Raw genomic sequence first — 18610 nt, 5'->3', positions numbered from 1 at the left:
TTAACCGTTCCCTCAATCTACAACCAAAGATGGTCTTAGCCCATAGACGCGTTGCAGGAGGCGTTTGGATAGAGCGGCAACTGTGCGATCTCACCGCTGCATGAAAAAGGCGCAATCGCCCCGGAATTATCCCACGATCCAGCAATGCCCCGGGGAGCTGGCATGATCGCGATTACCCGTCGAACCGCGCTGCAGTTCGGCCTCCTGTGCCTGGCGGCGCCCGCAGCCTTGGCGCAGGAAAATCCAGCCGCTCCGGACTGGCGCAGCAAATTGGTCGAAGCCGCGCGTGAGCAGATCGGCGTCACCACCTTCTACGACCCGGCCTATGTCCGCCTCGACTATCCCGGCGGCGATGTCGCGCCGGATAGGGGCGTGTGCACGGATGTCATCGTGCGCGCCTATCGCCGCGCCTTCAATCTCGACCTGCAGAAACTGGTGCATGAGGAAATGGCCGCCAATTTCGCCGCCTATCCCAAGACCTGGGGCCTGAAAGCGACCGACCGCAACATCGACCACCGACGGGTCGGCAATCTTGCCGCATTTTTCGGGCGCAAGGGAGTTTCCTTGCCCGCCAGCGAGTATCCTCCCGACTTTCAGCCGGGCGATATCGTCACCCAGATGCTGCCCGGCAACCTGCCGCACATCGTCATCGTCTCAGCCGAACGCTCGGCGGACGTGCCGGAACGAGCGCTGGTCATCCACAATATCGGGGCGGGCGCCCGCGAGGAGGACACGCTGTTCGCCTTCAAGCAGACCGGGCATTACCGCTTCGCGCCTGCGTGAGAAACTCAGCCGAAATGAACCACCGCCTGCGCCTTGTGCGCCGCCTCGACCACCGCGAGCGCCGTCATATTGACGACGCCGCGCGACGTCACCGACGGCGTCAAAATATGCGCCGGCTTGTCGGTGCCAAGCAGGATCGGGCCCACATGCAGCGCATCCATCATCGTGCGCAGCGCGGTCAGCGTGATGTTGGCGGAGTCGAGGTTGGGGAACACCAGGAGATTGGCTTCGCCCTTCAGCCGCGAATGCGGATAGACGCGCTGGCGCAGATGCTCCGACAGGGCTGAATCGGCATGCATCTCGCCATCGCATTGCAGGTCGGGCGCAACGCGCGCCAGGATCGCCGCCGCCTGCCGCATCTTCAGCGCGCTGGGTGAATCGCGCGAGCCGAAATCCGAATGCGACAGCAGCGCTGCCTTCGGCTCGATGCCGAAGCGCTGGATTTCCTCGGCCGCCAGAATGGTCATTTCGGCGATCTCCTCGGCCGTCGGGTCGACCGAGACATGGGTGTCGGTGAGGAAGATGATGCCGCGTTGCGAGATCAGCATCGACAGCGTCGACAGGTCGCGGTCCTTGACGCCTGCGCGTGGTCCGATGACCAGCGTCACATTGCGCAGATGCCGCTCGAAACGACCCTCGAGGCCGCAGATCATGGCGTCGGCATCGCCGCGCTTCAGCGCCAGTGCCGCAATCACCGTATTGTCGGTGCGCACCATGGTGCGCGCGGCCTCCGTCGTCACGCCGCGCCGGCCGGCAAGCTCGATCAACAGGTCGACATAATGGCGGTAGCGCGGATCGTCCTCAGGGTTGATCAGGCCGAAATCGACGCCCGGCTTGATACGCAGGCCGTAGCGCTTCAGCCTGACCTCGATGACATGCGGGCGGCCGATCAGGATCGGCTCGGCAATGCCTTCCTCCAGCACCACCTGGGCTGCGCGCAGCACGCGCTCGTCCTCGCCGTCGGCATAGATGACGCGCTTGGCGGTCGACGCCTTGGCCGACGAAAACACCGGCTTCATCACCAGGCCGGAGCGGAAGACGAAGCGGTTGAGCTGGTCGATATAGGCGGCGAAGTCGGTGATCGGCCGGGTCGCGACGCCGGTGTCGCAGGCAGCCTTGGCCACCGCCGGCGCGATGCGCAGGATCAGGCGGGGATCGAAGGGCGAGGGGATAAGGAAGTCGGGTCCGAAGATCGGCGTCTCGCCGGAATAGGCGCGGGCGGCGACGTCGGATGGTTCCTCGCGGGCAAGGGCAGCAATTGCCCTGACCGCGGCCATCTTCATCTCCTCGTTGATGGCGCTGGCGCCGCAGTCCAGCGCACCGCGGAAGATGTAAGGAAAACAAAGCACGTTGTTGACCTGATTGGGAAAATCGGAACGGCCGGTGCAGATCATCGCGTCGGGACGGGCGGCGCGCGCGACCTCCGGCATGATCTCGGGATTGGGGTTGGCCAGCGCCAGGATCAACGGCTTAGGCGCCATATGATCAAGCAGTTCCGGCTTCAGCACGCCGGCGGCCGACAGGCCGAGAAAAACGTCGGCGCCAGGGATCACATCGGCCAGCGTGCGCGCCTCGGTGTCCTTCACATAGGGGTCTTTCCAGCGATCCATCTCGTCGGTGCGGCCCTTGTAGGCGACGCCGAAGCGGTCGGTGACCCAGATATTCTCTACCTTGGCGCCAAGCGAGACCAACAGGTTGAGGCAGGCGAGCGCTGCCGCACCGGCGCCTGAGGTGACGATCTTGATGTCGGAAATGGTCTTGCCGGCGAATTCCAGCCCGTTGAGCACGGCGGCGGCGACGATGATGGCGGTGCCATGCTGGTCGTCATGGAAGACGGGAATGCCCATGCGGGCCTTCAACTGCGCCTCGACCTCGAAGCATTCGGGCGCCTTGATGTCCTCGAGATTGATGCCGCCGAAAGTTGGCTCCAGCGCCGAGATCGTCTCGACCATGCGCTCTATGCCCGGCGCATCGATCTCGATGTCGAAGACGTCGATGCCGGCGAATTTCTTGAACAGCACCGCCTTGCCTTCCATCACCGGCTTGGAGGCGAGCGGGCCGATATTGCCGAGGCCGAGAACGGCCGAGCCGTTGGAGACGACGCCGACCAGATTGGCGCGCGCCGTGTAGTCGGCGGCGGTCGCCGGATTGTCGCGGATTTCGAGGCAGGGGGCGGCAACACCAGGCGAATAGGCCAGCGCCAGATCGCGCTGGTTGCCGAGCGGCTTGGTTGCCTGAATCTCGAGCTTTCCCGGCCTTGGATGCTTGTGGAAGTAGAGGGCGGCTTCGTCGAGGTCCGAACGTGCCGTTTTCTTGTTCTCGCCTTCCATGCGGCCGCTCCCTCAAACCTGCTTTGCAGCCTTTTAGCACGCAAAAATGGTTTTTCGCGACGCCAAATAACGCAAGGGCGGCTAAAACAACCGGGGCCGAAAAGACCGAATTATTTCAAACGGTTGCGCGGAAATCCTGCTGAGGATGCACTGAGCCCTTCAGAACGCGCTGACATAGAGGCCGCCATCGACCGGGATGTTCTGGCCGGTGAGATAACCGGCATGGACCGAGCACAGAAAGGCGCAGATCTGGCCGAACTCTTCCGGCGTGCCGAGCCGCTTGGCCGGAACGTCGGCGCTGATGCGGGTCTTGCGCGCTGCGGCCGCTGCCGGGTCTTCCATCGTGCCGGCCTCATGCGGGCCACGCAGCCGGTCGGTGTCGAGCTTGCCCGGCAGCAGGCTGTTGATGGTGACGTTGCGGTCGATCACCGTGCGCGCCACGCCGGCCAGGAACGAGGTCAGCCCGGCTCGCGCGCCGGACGACAGATCGAGGCCGGGAATCGGGACGTAGACCGACAGCGAGGTGATGTTGACGATGCGGCCGAAGCCGCGCTTGGCCATGCCGTCGATCACGGCCTGCACCAGTTCGATCGGCGTCACCATGTTCTGCGTCACGCCTTCGAGGATCTTTGCGCGGTCGAGTTCGCGGAAATCGCGCAAGGGCGGGCCGCCATTGTTGTTGACCAGGATATCCGGGTCGGGGCAGGCGGCAAGGAGCGCGTTCTGCACGTCGGGTTTCGAGACGTCGCCGACGATCTCGGTCACCTTCACGCCGTAGCGTTCGCGCAGTTCGGCTGCGGTTTTTGCCAGCAGCTCGGCATTGCGGCCGTTGACGACGAGATCGCAGCCGGCCTCGGCCAGCGCCATGGCGCAGCCGCGGCCCAGCCCTTTGCTCGATGCGCAGACGATCGCCTTCTTGCCCTTGATGCCCAGATCCATGACGATTTTCTCCTGTGAATGGCGCGGCACGCTAGCCCTTTGGCTGGCCCAATCGCAACCGTCATACGGTTGTTGCATGAATCGGGGCATAGCCTGCGCGAAAGCAACGGTGACGATCTGATGTCCGGTACAGAAACCCGCACTTTCCGCAGCATGTTCATATCCGACCTGCATCTCGGATCGAAGGCGGCCAAGGCCGAGTTCCTGATCGATTTCCTGCGGTATCACGACGCCGATATCATCTATCTCGTCGGAGACATCGTCGACGGCTGGCGTCTGCGGCGCAGCTGGCATTGGCCGCAGAGCCACAATGACGTCGTCCAGAAACTGCTGCGCAAGGCGCGCAAGGGCACCTCGATCACCTATATCGCCGGCAATCACGACGAATTCGCGCGCCAGTTCCAAGGCGTGCATTTCGGCGGCATCGTCGTTGCCGACCGCGCCATCCACGAAACCGCCGATGGCAGGCGCCTGCTGGTCATCCATGGCGACCAGTTCGACACCGTCGTCCACAATGCACGCTGGCTGGCCTATCTCGGCGATTACGCCTATGACGCGGCGATGCTGGTCAACCGCGCGGTGACGAGGCTGCGCCACCTGCTTGGGCTTCCCTACTGGTCGTTCTCGTCCTGGGCCAAGGTCAAGGTCAAGAAGGCGGTCAACTTCATCGGCTCGTTCCAGACCGTGCTGACCGAGGAGGCCCGCCGCTCGCACGTTGACGGCGTCATCTGCGGCCACATCCATCACGCCGCGATCGAGACTTATGAGAATGTGCAGTACATCAACACCGGCGACTGGGTGGAGAGCTGCACGGCGGTGGTCGAACATTTCGACGGCAAGATGGAGATCATCCACTGGGCGCTGGTGCTGCCCGAAGCACCGGACGAGCCGTTCATCCCGCTGCTCATCGAAGACAGGGTCGTCGAAGCGGCATAACCCTCCTGTTAATCGACTGGTCCAGGCAGTTTCGGACCGCTTTCGCGCATGTTAAGGGATCGATCTGCGTTGCAGCCCTTTGTGCAGCGTAATTGGATCGATTCATGTCGCTGCCGCCGCTCTCGCCCAAACAACTCGTCAAGCCGCGCCATTTCGAACTGCGCATGAGCCTGATCTTCGCGACATTATTCATGTCCCTGGGAACGCATGTGCCTTATTTCCCGCTGTGGCTGCATGCCCAGGGTTTCCACGCCGAGCAGATCGCCATCATCCTGGCGGCGCCGATGTTCCTGCGCGTGGTGACGACGCCGCTGCTGACCGCGCTGGCCGACCGGGCGAAGGACAGGGCCGATGTCTATATTGCGCTGGTGGCCGCGACGATGGTGCTTTCCGCCGGCTATTTCCTCACTCCCACCTATGCGGCGGTGCTTGCCGTATCGCTGGCGCTGACGGTGGTGTGGACGCCGCATTCGCCGATCGCCGATTCGCTCGCGCTGTCGGGTGTGCGCCGCTTCGGCTCGAACTACACCGCGATGCGCAAATGGGGCTCGATATCCTATCTCTGCGCCAATGTCGCAGGCGGCTTTATCCTCGCCTGGACGAGCCCGCAGGCCGTGCCGGTAATCATCTTTGCGGCATTGTCTGCCGCGCTCGTCGCCGGATTGCTGGCGCCGCGGCTTGGCCGCCCGCGCCGCGCTTCGCCGCTTTCGGCCGCCGACATCCAGCATCAGGCGCCGAGCCTTCTCAATCCGTATTTCCTGTATTTCACCCTCGGCGTCGGCATCATCACCGCCAGCCATGCCTTCCTCTACGGCTTTGTCTCCATCTACTGGAAATCGGTCGGCATCAGCGATTCCGTCGTTGGCCTGCTGTGGGCCTGGGGCGTAGTGGCCGAGGTCTGCATGTTCGTGTTTTTCAACCGTATTTTTGCCTCGGTCTCGGTCGTCAAGGTGATGCTGATCGCCGGCATCGGCTCCATCGTGCGCTGGATCGCCTTTCCGCTGATCTGGCCACTCGGGCTTGGCGTCGCCGGTTTCTTCGGCGTCCAGACCCTGCATTCGGTGTCGGTGGCGATGGTGTTGATCGGCCTGCAGAAGATGATCGGCGAAACGGTTTCGGAAGAACGCACGGGTGCGGCGCAAGGCATTGCCTATTTCTTCAACGGCTTCTTCATGGCGGCGGTGACGCTGGCGTCCGGCCCGCTTTACGAGCGCTACGGCGTCGACGGCTTCCTGGCGATGATCCCGATCGCCATCGTCGGCCTGGCGCTGATCGGGCTCGCCGCGCGTTCAGCCCCACAGCATCCTGTCAGGCGGTGACACCAGCGACCCCTGGTACACGAGGCCGGGCTGGCGGTCGCGGGCAAGCAGCAGCGGACCGTCGAGGTCGACGAAGTCGGCGCCTTGCGCCAAAAGCACTGCCGGCGCCATCGCCAGCGACGTGCCGACCATGCAGCCGACCATCACGCCGAATCCCAGCTCCCGGGCGCGGTTGCGAAGGGTAAGGGCGGCGGTCAGGCCGCCGGATTTGTCGAGCTTGATGTTGACGGCGTCATAGAGGCCGACAAGCGTTTCGAGGTCCTTCGCCTCGTGGACGCTTTCGTCTGCGCAGATCGGCACCGGATGCGCGATGTGGCGCAGGATGGCATCATGGCCGGCGGGAAGCGGCTGTTCGATCAGGGCTATGCCATGTTCGGCGGCGAAAGCGAGATTCTCGATGATGTTGGCATCGATCCAGCCTTCATTGGCGTCGAGGATGATGCGGCTGTCGGGCGCCGCTTCGGTCACGGCGCGGATGCGGGCCATGTCGTTGTCGCCGCCAATCTTGACCTTGAGCAGCGGCCGCCCGGCATTGGCGCGGGCTTGCGCCGCCATTGCCTCCGGCTCGCCCAGCGACAGCGTGTAGGCCGTCTCCAGCGCCGACAAGGGCACAACGTGGATGGCGTCCGCGACCGCAACGCCGCTGATCTTGGCCTCCAGGTCCCACAAGGCGCAATCGATGGCGTTGCGGGCAGCACCCGCCGGCATCGCATCGAGCAGTTCCTTGCGGCTGATGCCGCCTTCTATCTGCCGGCGCATGGCCTCGATGGCGTCGCGCACCCCCTCCATGGTCTCGCCATAGCGCTTGTAGGGGACGCATTCGCCCCATCCGCGATTGTCCCCATCACTGATCGTGCAGGTAATGACTTCGGCTTCGGTCTTCGACCCGCGCGAGATGGTGAAGGTGCCGGCAATGGGAAAACGCTCGGCCTCAACCGAAATGACACGCGCCATAATTTTCTGCTCCGGCTATGCGACAACGCGTCGTCGGCAAATCGACAGGTACGACCCGTCAGGCTAAACAGGACGCCATGTTGACCATCGGCAAACGCGACGCAAGCGGCAACGCCGCCAAGGAGGCCGACCACCAGCCCCGCGTTGCGGTCGGCGAGGAGGGCGGCGTCCTCGGCTGCGCGTTCTCCGGCATCTGGACGACAACGACAGTGGCGCTGATCGACGCCGAGATGCGCAAGATCGAGCAGCGCAAAGGCTTCCAGACGCTCGCTTTGGATCTTTCCCACATCGAGAAGATGGACACCGCCGGCGCCTGGCTGATCGATCGCCTGGTCAGTGTCTTCGAAAAGAAGGGTGTCGAGATCAAGATGCAGGGGCAAAGCGATGTCGCCTCGATCCTGCTCGGCGCCGTTGGCGAAGCTGTCCGGCGCGAGCCCGAATCGCGCGGCGTCCGGCGCCCCAACATCATCCTCCGCGGGCTGGAGGCGGTCGGCCGCCGCATCTATGAGATGCGCGATGATTTCCTCGCCTCGATGAACATCCTCGGCGCCACCATCGGCGGCGCCCAGATGAAGCTCGGGCGCGGCCATGCCATCAATCCGGCGGCGATCTTCAACCAGATCGATCGCATGGGGGTCGGCGCCATCCCCGTGGTGGTGCTGATGTCGGCGATCGTCGGCGCCATCGTCGCCCAGCAGGGCGCCTACCAGCTCAATTATTTCGGCGCCAACATTTTCGTTGTCGATCTGGTCGGCGTGCTGATCCTGCGCGAACTCGGCGTGCTGATGACCGCCATCATGATCGCCGGCCGCTCCGGCAGCGCCATCACCGCCGAGATCGGCTCGATGAAGATGCGCGAGGAGGTCGACGCGCTGAAGGTCATCGGCCTCAACCCGATCGGCGTGCTGGTGTTTCCGCGCCTGGTGGCGCTGGTGATCGCGCTGCCCTGTCTCACCATCGTCGCCAATTTTGCCGCTCTTGGCGGCGGCATCCTAGCCGCCTGGCTTTATTCCGGTATTGCGCCGACGGCCTTCATCGACCGGCTGCGCGGGGCAATCGATATCAGCACCATCTTCGCCGGGCTGATCAAGGCGCCGTTCATGGCCATGATCATCGGTACCATTGCTTCCGTAGAAGGCATGAAGGTCGGCGGCAGCGCCGAATCGCTGGGTCTGCACGTCACCGCCTCGGTTGTGAAATCGATCTTCGTCGTCATCATCCTCGATGGCCTTTTTGCCATCTTCTACGCATCGATCGAGTTCTGACATGATGCACAGAAACTCAAAGGCGACCAAAGCTGTGCAGGGAATGGAAGAAGACGATATCGTGCTGTCGGTGCGCGATATCACCGTTTCCCTGGACGACAAGCTGATCCTCGACAAACTGGCGCTCGACATCAAGCGCGGCGAAATCCTCGGTTTCGTCGGCGCCTCGGGCGCCGGCAAATCGGTGCTGCTGCGCACGATTCTCGGCCTGCTGCACAAGCAGTCCGGCACGATCAAGCTGTTTGGTCTCGACCTCGAAAAGGCCAGCGACATCGAACGGTTGCGCATCGATATGCGGCTTGGCGTGCTTTTCCAGCACGGCGCCCTGTTTTCGGCGTTGACCGTGCAGGAAAACGTGCAGGTGCCGATGCGCGAATATCTCGATCTGCCGAAGAAACTGATGGACGAGCTGGCCTTGCTCAAGATCGAACTGGTCGGCCTGCCGCCGGACGCCGCGCAAAAATTTCCCTCGGAGCTTTCGGGCGGCATGATCAAGCGCGCCGCCCTGGCGCGGGCGCTGGCGCTCGACCCCGATATCGTCTTCCTCGACGAGCCGACTTCCGGCCTCGACCCGATCAGCGCGTCCGAATTCGACGAACTAGTGGTCAAGCTGCGCGATACGATGGATTTGACGGTCTATATGGTGACGCACGATCTCGACACGCTGTTTACCGCTTGCGACCGCGTGGCGGTGCTCGGCAACAAGAAAATCCTGGTCGAAGGCACGATCGGCGACATGCTGAAAAGCGAAGAACCGTGGGTCAAATCCTATTTCCGCGGAAAACGGGCTCGGCAACTTGATCTTGCCGCGCGCGCATAGACATAAGTGGGGCAATGGAAACCAGAGCCAACTACGTAATTGTCGGCATTTTCACCCTGGCTGCAATCCTGGCGGCGTTCGGGTTCGTCTATTGGACCGCCCAGATCGGTGATCGCGGCGAGACGGCGGAGCTGCGCGTGCGCATTCAGGGTTCGGCCTCCGGCCTCGGCCCCGGCAGTCTGGTGCTGTTCAACGGCGTCAAGGTCGGGGTGGTCAAGCGCGTCTATTTCGACCGCAATGACCCCAATGCCGCCATTGCTACGACCGAGATCGACCAGACAACGCCGCTCACCAAATCGACGCAGGCCGATATCGGCATCGCCAGCCTTGCCGGCCAGGTCAACATCGAATTGAAGGGCGCCGATCCAAAGGAACCAAATCTCCTGGAAGAGGCGGCAAAGGAAGGCAGGACCGCCGAGATCGTCGCCAATCCATCGGCGGTCACCAACCTGCTGCAGACTGCGCAGAATATCTTCACCCGTGCCGACAAGGTGCTTTCCGAACTCGAAGGTTTCACCAGGGATGTGCGCGGGCCGCTGACCCAGACCGTCAAGAACGCCCAGACATTTTCCGATGCGCTGGCCAGGAATGCCGACGGCATCGACAAGTTCCTGACCGCCGTCAGCGCGCTGTCGGATGAGCTGAAGGGTGTTTCCGGCAAGCTCGACGGCACGCTGAAGGCTGCCGAAGGCCTGCTCAATGCCGTCGACAAGGACAAGATCAAGAGCATCGTCGCCAATGTGGACGCCGTCACCGCCAATCTGAAGGAGACCAGCGGACAGCTCGACGGCGTGATCAAGAACGTCGATACCGCGGTCGGCTCGGTCAACGATTTCGCCACGCGCACGCAAGGCACGCTGGCCAAGGTCGACAATGTGCTCGACGGCATCGATCCGGCACAAGTGCGCGTGGCGCTCGCCAACATTCAGAAGGCCAGCGAAAATGCCAACAAGGCCGCCGCCGACATCGCCAAGGTGACCGACAAGTTCGCCGACCGGGCCGACGACATCGACGAGACGATCAAGGACGCCAAACAGCTTGCGTCGCGCCTCAACGATGCCTCGGTGCGCGTCGACGGCATCCTGAAAAGGGTCGATACGCTGCTCGGTTCGGGCCAAGCCGACGGCGTCATGGCCGATGCCAGGGACACGCTGAAGTCGTTCAAGCAGGTCGCCGACACGCTGAACGCCCGGCTTGGCACGATCACCGACAACATCGCGCGCTTCTCGGGCCAGGGCCTGTCGAATGTCGAGGCGCTGGTCCAGGACAGCCGGCGTTCGATCAGTCGCATCGAAGAGGCGGTGACCGATCTCAGCCGCAACCCGCAGCGCATCCTGTCGGGCGGCGACGGTGAGGTCCGGCAGTTCGATGGCAGGGCACGGCGTTGACTTCCGTGCACGCCCGCAGCAATTACATGGACCGCGGATGCGGATTCATCATACGATCCGGGGACAGTGGGGATCACGCGTGACGTTCGGGTTGGGTGGGTATAAATCGGCGGCCGTTTTGCTTGGCCTGACGCTGGCTGGTTGCGCGGCGTTGGGAGGCAAGCCGGCGCCACTCGATACGTTCGAGCTGTCCGCCCCGTCGATCGACGCCCATGGCCACAGCCGCCGCCAGATCCTGATCGCCCAGCCCTCCGCGCTCAAGGCGCTGGACAGCCAGAACATCGTCATCAAGCCGTCAGATCGCTCGATCCAGTATCTCAAGGGCGCGCAATGGGCCGACCGGCTGCCGCTGATCGTGCAGGCGAGGCTCGCCGAAACCTTCCAGCGCTCCGGAAGCTTTGCCGGCGTCGGCAAGCCGGGCGAGGGGCTGGCGATCGACTACCAGGTGATCGTCGAGATCCGCTCCTTCGAAGTCCGCGTCAATGGTGGCGAGCATGCCGAGGTCAATCTCTTCGTGCGCATCCTGAACGACCGCAACGGCGAGGTGCGCGCCTCGAAGAGCTTCACCGCATCCGCTCCCGTCTCGGGCAGCGGCAATCCGGCCTATGTCAGCGCGCTCGACAGCGCCTTCGGCGAGGCGGCGAAGGATATCGTGAGCTGGACGGACTCGGTGATCTGAGCGAACCCGGCGAGGCGCTTGAGACCCAGGAACCTTAGCCGCCTGCCAGACGGTTGGTGACCAGTTCTGCCTTCATCCAGTGGGTTTCACTCTGGACATGTCCTGCCCGTACATATTTGCCCATGCGAATGGGCATGTCTGCCTCAGCAAATGCTTCGGCAACCCTAGCCACAAAGCCTTCTTGCTTGGCCTTATCCAGGGACGCAGCCAGATTATCGAAGAGGTTGGGGCTGAAAGGCCCACGATAGAGCGTGGGAACAGGAGTGATGCCCAGTTCCTCAAACCGGGCCAGGGTCAAATCCCACGGTTGAATCTCGGTCCCGATGATCCATGCAAAGCCAAGAAAAAATGACGGCAGCGCATCATACGCAGCCGAATGTCGGGCATAGAGGTTCTCGCCGACAATCCGTTCATCGTCAGCAAGTTGCGGTGAAACATTTGCTGCAAATGCCTTCAGCCAGTCTCGGGATGGATGATGGACTGCGCGCGTGAGAGCCATCGCGATGAAGGGTTGTGTTCTCTCCATCCATCTTCTCGGTGACCACAAGATCAGCCACCCTTAGTCCTTCAAGCGACGCCATGACCTTGTCGTCGCTGGTGGCTCCGACCGATATCGGCAGATGAAAGGTGCGACCGTATTTCCTCATGCTGGAGGCATAGCTTGCAGCCCATCGCGCCAGCAAGGGCAGCCTGAGTTCTTTGCGCTCGTCATTGTTCGATCCATGACAAACGAAAAAGGCGGGAAATTTCCCGCCTTTTTCATTTTGATGCAGCAATCGTAGCTAGTGCAAACGGCCGCTCGCATGGGCCAGCATGGTGTAGACCTTGCCGGTGTCCGACGTCAGGTAGGTCTGCGCCATGATGTTGTCGCGGTCGTTGCGCGAGACGTCCTTGAGCAGCTTCTCGAAATCGTCGCAGTAGCGGTCGACAGCGGCGCGGAACTCCGCCTCTGCCTGATATTTGCGGCGGATTTCATCGAAGGTTTGCTGGCCCTTGAGCGTGTAGAGGCGGCGCGTGAACACGTCACGCTCGCCGCGCCGGTAGCGGTTCCACAGCTCGATAGAGGCGTCGTGGTCGATCGCCCGGGCGATATCGACCGAGAGCGAGTTGAGCGACTCCATGACATGCAGCGGCGAGCGCTGGGCGGGAGTTGCGCGCGGTGCTTCCGCGGGCGCTGCCGGCCTGGCGACTTCCTCCTCGCGCGATGCCCCGGTCAGGAGATCGCGCACCCACCCGCCTTGCGGCGTGCGGGCGTTGGCGTCGCGCTGGCGCGGTGCTTCGGCAGGGCGTTCGATATCGAGCGTGCCACGCAGGCCGCCGAGCGGCGCCTGCGGAGCAGGGCGCTCCGGCTGTGGCGCCGGCGGCGGGCGGCGTACCGGCTCGGCCGGGCGCTGCACTGGCGCCTGCGGCGCCGGGCGCAGGGCGCGCGGTTCGGCATTGTCGCCGCCGCGTCCCGATTTCGCAACGATGTCCGAAAGTTCCTTGAGCGCGTTGATCTGCTCGGCAACGGCACGGCGGATCGCCGAGGTCGATTCCTTGGCCTCTTCCGGCATCTCGATGACGCCCTTCTTGAGCTCGGCGCGGGTGAGGTCGAGCTCGCTCTTGATCGAGCTTGCGGTGCGCCGCATCTCCTCGGTCGCATCGGCGAACCGGCTGGTTGCCGAATCGACCACTTCCGTTATGGCGATGCGGATCTTGTCGGCTGATGCCAGCGTCTTGCCTTCGGCATTCTGCATCGTCTGGCCGACAAGGTTTTCGAACGAACGCATCACCTTCTCGAGGTCTTCCGACTTCTTGACCAGGCCGACGGCGAGATCTTCGAGCGACGATTGCCGCTCAAGCGTGTGCTCCAGATTGCTCTGCGCCGAGCTCAACAGATCCGAAGCCGAGGACAGCAAGCGGCTGTGCTCGTCGAACTTGGTGGCGATCGAGGCCACTTCGCGCAGGGTCGACGACGACAGTTCGGTAAGCCGCGTCGTGTTCGAATCGACCAGGCGTGCCGAGCTGGCGAAGGTCTGCGCGGCCTTTTCGGTGGTTGCCGCGAAGCTTTGCGTGCTGCCGCTCAGACGTTCGTCAACCTGGCCGAGGTTGATCGCCGCCTGTTCGATCAGCTCACCAAGCTGCGAGCTGGAGACGCTCATGCGGCCGATGAGGTCGGCGACGCTATCGGCGAGCGACGAGCGCGCGCCTTCGACGGCCGACAGCGTTTCGGCGGTGCGGCTGGCGAGCGCGTTGACGAGGGCGGCATTTTCGCTGCGCAGCTTCTCGGTCGCGCGTTCGGTGACCTCTTCCATGCTCTTTTGCAGTTCCGAGCCGCCCTGGGCGAAGCGCTCGACCAGCGGCCGCGCGGTTTCGTCCAGGATCTTCGCCATCTCGGCCGAACGCGCCGCCAGCATCGTGTTGAGCTCGCGGGTATTGGTGCCGATTGTCTTGGCAGCGTCGTTGGTGCTTTGGCCGATGTGCTGGCCGACCGCGGTAAAAGTCTCCGCAATCGTGTTGGCGCGCGAGATCAGCTGAGCTTCTGCGCTGGAAACCTGCTCGTTGAGCTTCTGGCCCATCGTCTCCGTCGTATAAAGAAGGCGGTTCTCGACGTTGGCGACCTGTTCCTCGACGCGCGAAGCTGCGGACGCAACGCTCGCGGCCAGCCGCTCATCGGCGCCGGCAAGAGCCTGCTCCATCTCGCGGGCGTGGACGGCAAGTTCCTGGCCGGTCTGGCGTGCACGTTCGGCAACACGCTGCTCGGTGCTGGCGAAGGCGCCGACGATGTTGTCGGCATGCTCGCCGATCGTCGAAGTGGAGTCGGCGATGCGCGACACCAGGCGGTGATCGGCCTCGTCGAAGATGCGGCTGATCTCGGTGGCGCGGGCTGACAGCGCGTCCGAACCCTCGGCGATGCGCGAGATCAGCTGTTGGTCGGCGGCGTCGAAGATGCGGCCAAGGTCCGAGGCGCGGGCGGCCAGCGCTTCGGCGGATTCGCCGATGCGCATGCTCAGCCGCTGGTCGGCACCCTCGAAGTTACGCAGGATGTCGCCGGCGCGGTCGGCCAGCGACTGCGCCGTCTCGACCGCGCGGGCGACCAGCTTCTGGTCGGCGGCGTCGAACGTGCCGGCGATCTCGCCGGCGCGGGCAGCCAGCCGTCCGGCCGTTTCTTCGGCGCGGGCGAGCAGCGAGTTCGACGTCTCGTCGTGCCGGGCAAGCAGCACGCTCGTTGTGTCTTCGGCGCGAGCAAGCAAGGCATTCGTCGTATCCTCGGCGCGAGCAATCAGGGCGCTCGACGTGTCCTCGGCACGGGCGTGCAGACGGCGATCCGCGTCCTCGAAGGTGCGGGCGATGTCCTCGGCCCGGGCCAAAAGGGCGGCCGAGGTCTGCTCGGCACGCTCGGCGATCTTGCGGTCCGCGTCACTGAAGGCAGCACCGGCCTGTTCGTGCAGCGCGCTGGTGACTTCCATCACCTTCTCGCGGAGCGCGCCGGCAACGAAGACGGCGCTCTTTTCGAGCACGCTGCGGACATTGTCGACACCCACCGACAACGCGCGCTCCATGGTTCCGGCGCGCTCTTCGATGATGCCGGTCTGCTTGCTGAAGGCCTGCTCGATCTTCTCGACATCGGCAGCGATTGCCGCCGAGATATCGGTGCTTCTGCCGGCAATCTGGTCGATATGGCCCGACAGCGAGCGGTCGACATCCTTACGAATGTCGGCGAGCTTTGCCAGATCGTCTTCCAGCGCCTGGGTCAACATGTTGCGGCCTTCGGCCAGCTTGCCGACATGGCCGGCGATGATGTCGTCAACCTCACCGCGGCTTGCCGACAGCTTCTGCAGGTCGGCTTCCAGCGCACGTTTCAGGATGTCTCGCCCCTCGGCCAGCTTCTCGACCTGGCCTGCGACCAGTCCGTCGATGCTCGACCGGCTCTCGGCCAGCTTGGCGAGGTCGTCCTCGAGAGCCTTCGACAGCGTCGCGCGATCCCGGACGAGCTTGTCGCTGTGACCCTCGATCAGGCTGTTGACATTTTCCAAATCCGCTTCCAGCACCCGTGCGAACTCGCCACGGTTTTCGCTCAGCTTCTGCGACTGGTCGGCAATGGCGCTCCTGATCGCATTGAGATCGGCTTCGAGCGCCCGTGTGAGGATGTCGCGGCCCTCGGCGAGCTTCTCGACCTGTCCGGCGACCAGCCCATCGATGCTGGAGCGGCTCTCCGCCAGTTTGGCGATGTCGTCTTCCAGTGCCTTTGAGAGCGCCGAACGGTCCTGGACGAGCCTGTTTTGATGATCGGCCATGATGCCGCTGACATTGTGCAGATCGTCCTGAAGCGCCTGGGATAGCGTCGAACGATCCTGGACAAGCCGGCTCGAGTGGTCGGTGATCAGGCTGTTAACATTCTGAAGGTCATCCTTAAGCGCCTGGGATAGCGTCGAACGATCCTGCACAAGCCGGTTCGAGTGGTCGGCGATCAGGCTGTTCACATTTTGCAGGTCGGCCTCCAATGCCCTGGAAAGCTGACCGCGCTCTTCCGCCACCTTGTCGGAATGACCCGCGATGGCACCCTTGATGGTGTTGAGGTCGGCTTCGAGCGCGCGCTTGAGGATATCGCGCCCCTCGGCCAGCTTCTCGACCTGGCCGGCGACCAGCCCGTCGATGCTCGACCGGCTCTCGGCGAGCTTGGCGAGGTCGGCCTCGAGCGTCTGTGACAACAGGCCACGATCGTCGGCAAGCCGGCTCGAATGGTCGGAGAGCAGGACTCTGATGCCGGACAGGTCGTTCTCCAGCGCCTTGCTGAGTTCGGTGCGATCCTCGGCCAGTTTCGCCGAGTGGTTCTCGATCACGCCCTTGATGCCGATAATGTCGTTTTCGAGCGCCTTGGTCAGGATGGCGCGGCCTTCGGCGATCTTTTCAACCTGGCCGGCGACCAGCCCGTCAATGGAGGCGCGGCTGTCGGCGAGCTTGCCGAGATCGGCTTCCAGGGCGCGCGACAGAATGTTGCGGCCTTCGGCCAGTTTACCGACATGCCCGGCGACCATTTCGTCAATGATCGTACGGGCTTGCACCAGTTTTCCGGAGTCTTCATGCAATGCCTGGTTGAGCCGGTTGCGGCCTTCTTCAAGCCGCTCGAGATGGCTGCCCAGCGACGCGTCGATGGCGGCGCGCGACTCGTTGACCTTGCGTAGATCCTCTTCCAGGGCGCGCGAGATTAGGTTGCGGCCTTCGGCCAGCTTCTGCACCTGGTTGGTTACGGCCGCATCGATGCCGGCGCGGCCCTCGGCGAACTTCGCCAGGTCCGCCTGCATGGCAGCCGCCATGCGTTCGCGGCTTTCGGACAGCTTGCGGCTGTGGTTTTCGACGGCGTCCTCGATGCCGACGCGGGCATCGGCAAGACGCTGGATATCGGTGTCGAATGAGCGCGACACGACATGGCGGGCCGCTTCCATGCGGCCGGCGAAATCGCTGGCGCGGGCTTCGAGCATCGACGAGGTCGACGAGACGATGTCGGCCATGTCGGCGCCGATCTGGGTCTTGCCCTGATCGATCATCGCCGACAAATGATCCTTGCTCTCGGCAAAGGTGTGGGCGATCTCGCGGGCGCGCTCGACCAGCGTTTCGTTGATCTGGCGGGCGCGCGCCTCGAGCGCGGCGTTGAGCTTCTGCGTGCCGGTATCGAGTGCTTCGGCACGGGTCTGGAATTCGCTGATCAGCGCCTGGCCGCGCTCGGCCAGCGTCCGCTCGATGCCGTTCAGGCTGGACTCGAATTCCGAGCTCAGGGTGCGGGCGGCGCCGCCGAGCAGCGACACCATGCCGGTGGTGCGGTCGTCGAGCAGGTCGGTCAGCGACCGGGTCAGGCCGTCTGTGGTGTCCGTCAGCTTGGCGATGCGGGTGTCGAGCAGCGAAGCAAAGGCTTCGCCCGATGTCGACAGCCGGTCGGTGATCGAATCCAGCCGGGTTTCGACCGAATCGAAGATCGACATCGAGCTTTCATTGATGCGGTCAATCAGCGTGTCGCCGGAATTGGTGATCGTCATCGACAGCTTGGTCGACGCGTTGAGGATAGAGTCGCGAATAATGTCGGAGGCGGCGCCGATCTCGTCCTTCAGCGTTTCATGCGCGCCGGTGATCGAGGCGCGCACGCGCTCGGCATGAGTGACGACGGCTTCGCGCTCGCTGCCCAGCCCGTCGACCAGCGACCGGATGCGCGATTCATTCTCCGAATAGGAGCGTTCGATCTGGTTGACCTCGCTGTGGACCAGCGTTTCGAGCTCGACGGCGCGCGCCAGCGTGCGCTCGATGCCTTCGCCCATCGCCGCCACTTCACGGCGAACGGCCTGGCCGATCATCATCACGCGATCCTGGGCGAGGTTTTCCGGCTCCGCCAAGCGGAAAGCCACCTCCGTCATCGACTGCGCGGCAATGCGCATTTCCTGCGCGCGGCGGATCATCGCCGCGAAGGCCCAAAACAGGACGACCGGTATGATTGCCGCGATCGCCAGGCCGATCAGTTCAGGGCGGGCCAGGATTTGATCGAACGTACGAATTTTCCAGATGCTGGGGCCAAACAGCAGATTGGCGAGGCCGCCGGCGCCGGCGATCCAGGCCAGCGACACGAACGCCACGACCCAATAGATCGTGCTCGACGCGCGCCGGTTGAGGCTGTGCAGCAGCGTCTTGTAATCTTTTTGGCGGTCATCGTTTGCCGGCTTGAAGCCGGCTGGCTGGGCGCTGTTGCGCGATTCGACCGGGCGCAGCTCGGCGGGCTTGGCTGCCGGCTTCGCACTCTGGTTTTGTTGGACGGGCGCGTTTTGAGCGGGGGCGGACTTCTGGGGGCGGCCTTCGCGCGCCAGTTCGTCCGCGGCCTGCGATATCTGCGCTTCCAGATCTTCCATCGACGCCGCGATATCGAGATCGCCGCTGCCGTCTCCGCTGAGATCGAGGTCTAGTGCCTTTTCGAGTTCCCTGGCTACGTCGCTGTCGAGAGTTCTGGTCGTCGTTGGTTTCTTCGCCATGCCTTCGCTACCCTGTACTAGCTGCCGAGGGACTTCTTATTTTTGCCTGATTCTGGCTCGTCTTATCCCACGCAGGAGGCTGAAAATGGACCTTCGTATCGTAATGACACACAGGGGTAAAGAAAACATGCATTCCGCGAGATACGTAAAACTTTAAATATAAGGTTAACGACAACGTGATCTAACGGCCTCAACGGCAACAATT

12 protein-coding genes are annotated in these 18610 nt (G+C 63.4%); 7 read left to right on the top strand and 5 right to left on the bottom strand.

The genetic code is table 11. The features are described from left to right. Nucleotides 1–162 precede the first annotated feature (162 nt). Entirely contained in the window at nt 163–783 is a 621-nt protein-coding gene (locus NKJ76_RS04315; protein ID WP_352536842.1) for a DUF1287 domain-containing protein, read from the top strand. A gap of 5 nt (nt 784–788) precedes the next feature. Here the strand turns inward: NKJ76_RS04315 and NKJ76_RS04310 are convergent, their stop codons facing one another. Further along, complete coding sequence (locus NKJ76_RS04310; RefSeq protein ID WP_023684938.1) at nt 789–3113, bottom strand: NADP-dependent malic enzyme; 2325 nt, start codon at nt 3111–3113, stop codon at nt 789–791. A gap of 159 nt (nt 3114–3272) precedes the next feature. Further along, on the bottom strand, nt 3273–4052 hold the full coding sequence (locus NKJ76_RS04305) for an SDR family oxidoreductase (RefSeq protein ID WP_023699356.1): 780 nt from the start codon (nt 4050–4052) through the stop codon (nt 3273–3275). Between the two features lie 120 nt (nt 4053–4172). Here NKJ76_RS04305 and NKJ76_RS04300 point away from each other — a divergent pair, with 120 nt between their 5' ends. Together NKJ76_RS04300 and NKJ76_RS04295 are read left to right on the top strand one after the other, a co-directional pair. Then, nucleotides 4173–4988: a UDP-2,3-diacylglucosamine diphosphatase gene (locus NKJ76_RS04300; protein ID WP_352536841.1), complete on the top strand. Its 816-nt coding sequence runs from the start codon at nt 4173–4175 to the stop codon at nt 4986–4988. Between the two features lie 104 nt (nt 4989–5092). After that, the gene (locus tag NKJ76_RS04295) at nt 5093–6307 is read left to right on the top strand and encodes an MFS transporter (protein WP_352536840.1); all 1215 of its coding nucleotides are present in this window, start codon (nt 5093–5095) and stop codon (nt 6305–6307) included. Here NKJ76_RS04295 and dgcA read toward each other — a convergent pair. Next, a complete protein-coding gene (gene dgcA, locus NKJ76_RS04290; RefSeq protein WP_023690143.1) occupies nt 6278–7261 on the bottom strand; it encodes an N-acetyl-D-Glu racemase DgcA in 984 nt (327 codons plus the stop codon). The two genes, NKJ76_RS04295 and dgcA, sit on opposite strands and share 30 nt — an antisense overlap. 77 nt (nt 7262–7338) lie before the next feature. Between dgcA and NKJ76_RS04285 the strand changes: the two genes are divergently transcribed. From NKJ76_RS04285 to NKJ76_RS04270, 4 genes are read left to right on the top strand one after another with little or no spacing between them, the layout of a single operon-like run. Next, entirely contained in the window at nt 7339–8526 is a 1188-nt protein-coding gene (locus tag NKJ76_RS04285) for an MlaE family ABC transporter permease (protein ID WP_023708615.1), read from the top strand. Nucleotide 8527: 1 nt separating this feature from the next. Then, nucleotides 8528–9346 carry an ABC transporter ATP-binding protein gene (locus tag NKJ76_RS04280; RefSeq protein ID WP_488494662.1) on the top strand — a complete coding sequence of 273 codons (819 nt, stop codon included), beginning with the start codon at nt 8528–8530 and terminating at the stop codon, nt 9344–9346. 14 nt (nt 9347–9360) lie between these two features. Then, nucleotides 9361–10734 carry an MlaD family protein gene (locus NKJ76_RS04275; RefSeq protein ID WP_023708614.1) on the top strand — a complete coding sequence of 458 codons (1374 nt, stop codon included), beginning with the start codon at nt 9361–9363 and terminating at the stop codon, nt 10732–10734. 37 nt (nt 10735–10771) lie between these two features. Next, nucleotides 10772–11413 carry an ABC-type transport auxiliary lipoprotein family protein gene (locus NKJ76_RS04270; protein WP_488494663.1) on the top strand — a complete coding sequence of 214 codons (642 nt, stop codon included), beginning with the start codon at nt 10772–10774 and terminating at the stop codon, nt 11411–11413. 34 nt (nt 11414–11447) lie between these two features. Here NKJ76_RS04270 and NKJ76_RS04265 read toward each other — a convergent pair whose 3' ends face one another. Both NKJ76_RS04265 and NKJ76_RS04260 read right to left on the bottom strand, forming a co-directional pair. Further along, entirely contained in the window at nt 11448–11939 is a 492-nt protein-coding gene (locus NKJ76_RS04265) for an RNA ligase family protein (protein ID WP_352536838.1), read from the bottom strand. Between the two features lie 256 nt (nt 11940–12195). Then, complete coding sequence (locus NKJ76_RS04260) at nt 12196–18405, bottom strand: kinesin (RefSeq protein ID WP_352536837.1); 6210 nt, start codon at nt 18403–18405, stop codon at nt 12196–12198. Between the last annotated feature and the right edge of the window lie 205 nt (nt 18406–18610).

The organism is Mesorhizobium sp. M0029, from assembly GCF_040323735.1.
GTDB lineage: Bacteria > Pseudomonadota > Alphaproteobacteria > Rhizobiales > Rhizobiaceae > Mesorhizobium.
The sequence above is the reverse complement of the archived record's forward strand: the minus strand, read 5'-3'. Positions and strand labels throughout refer to the sequence as shown.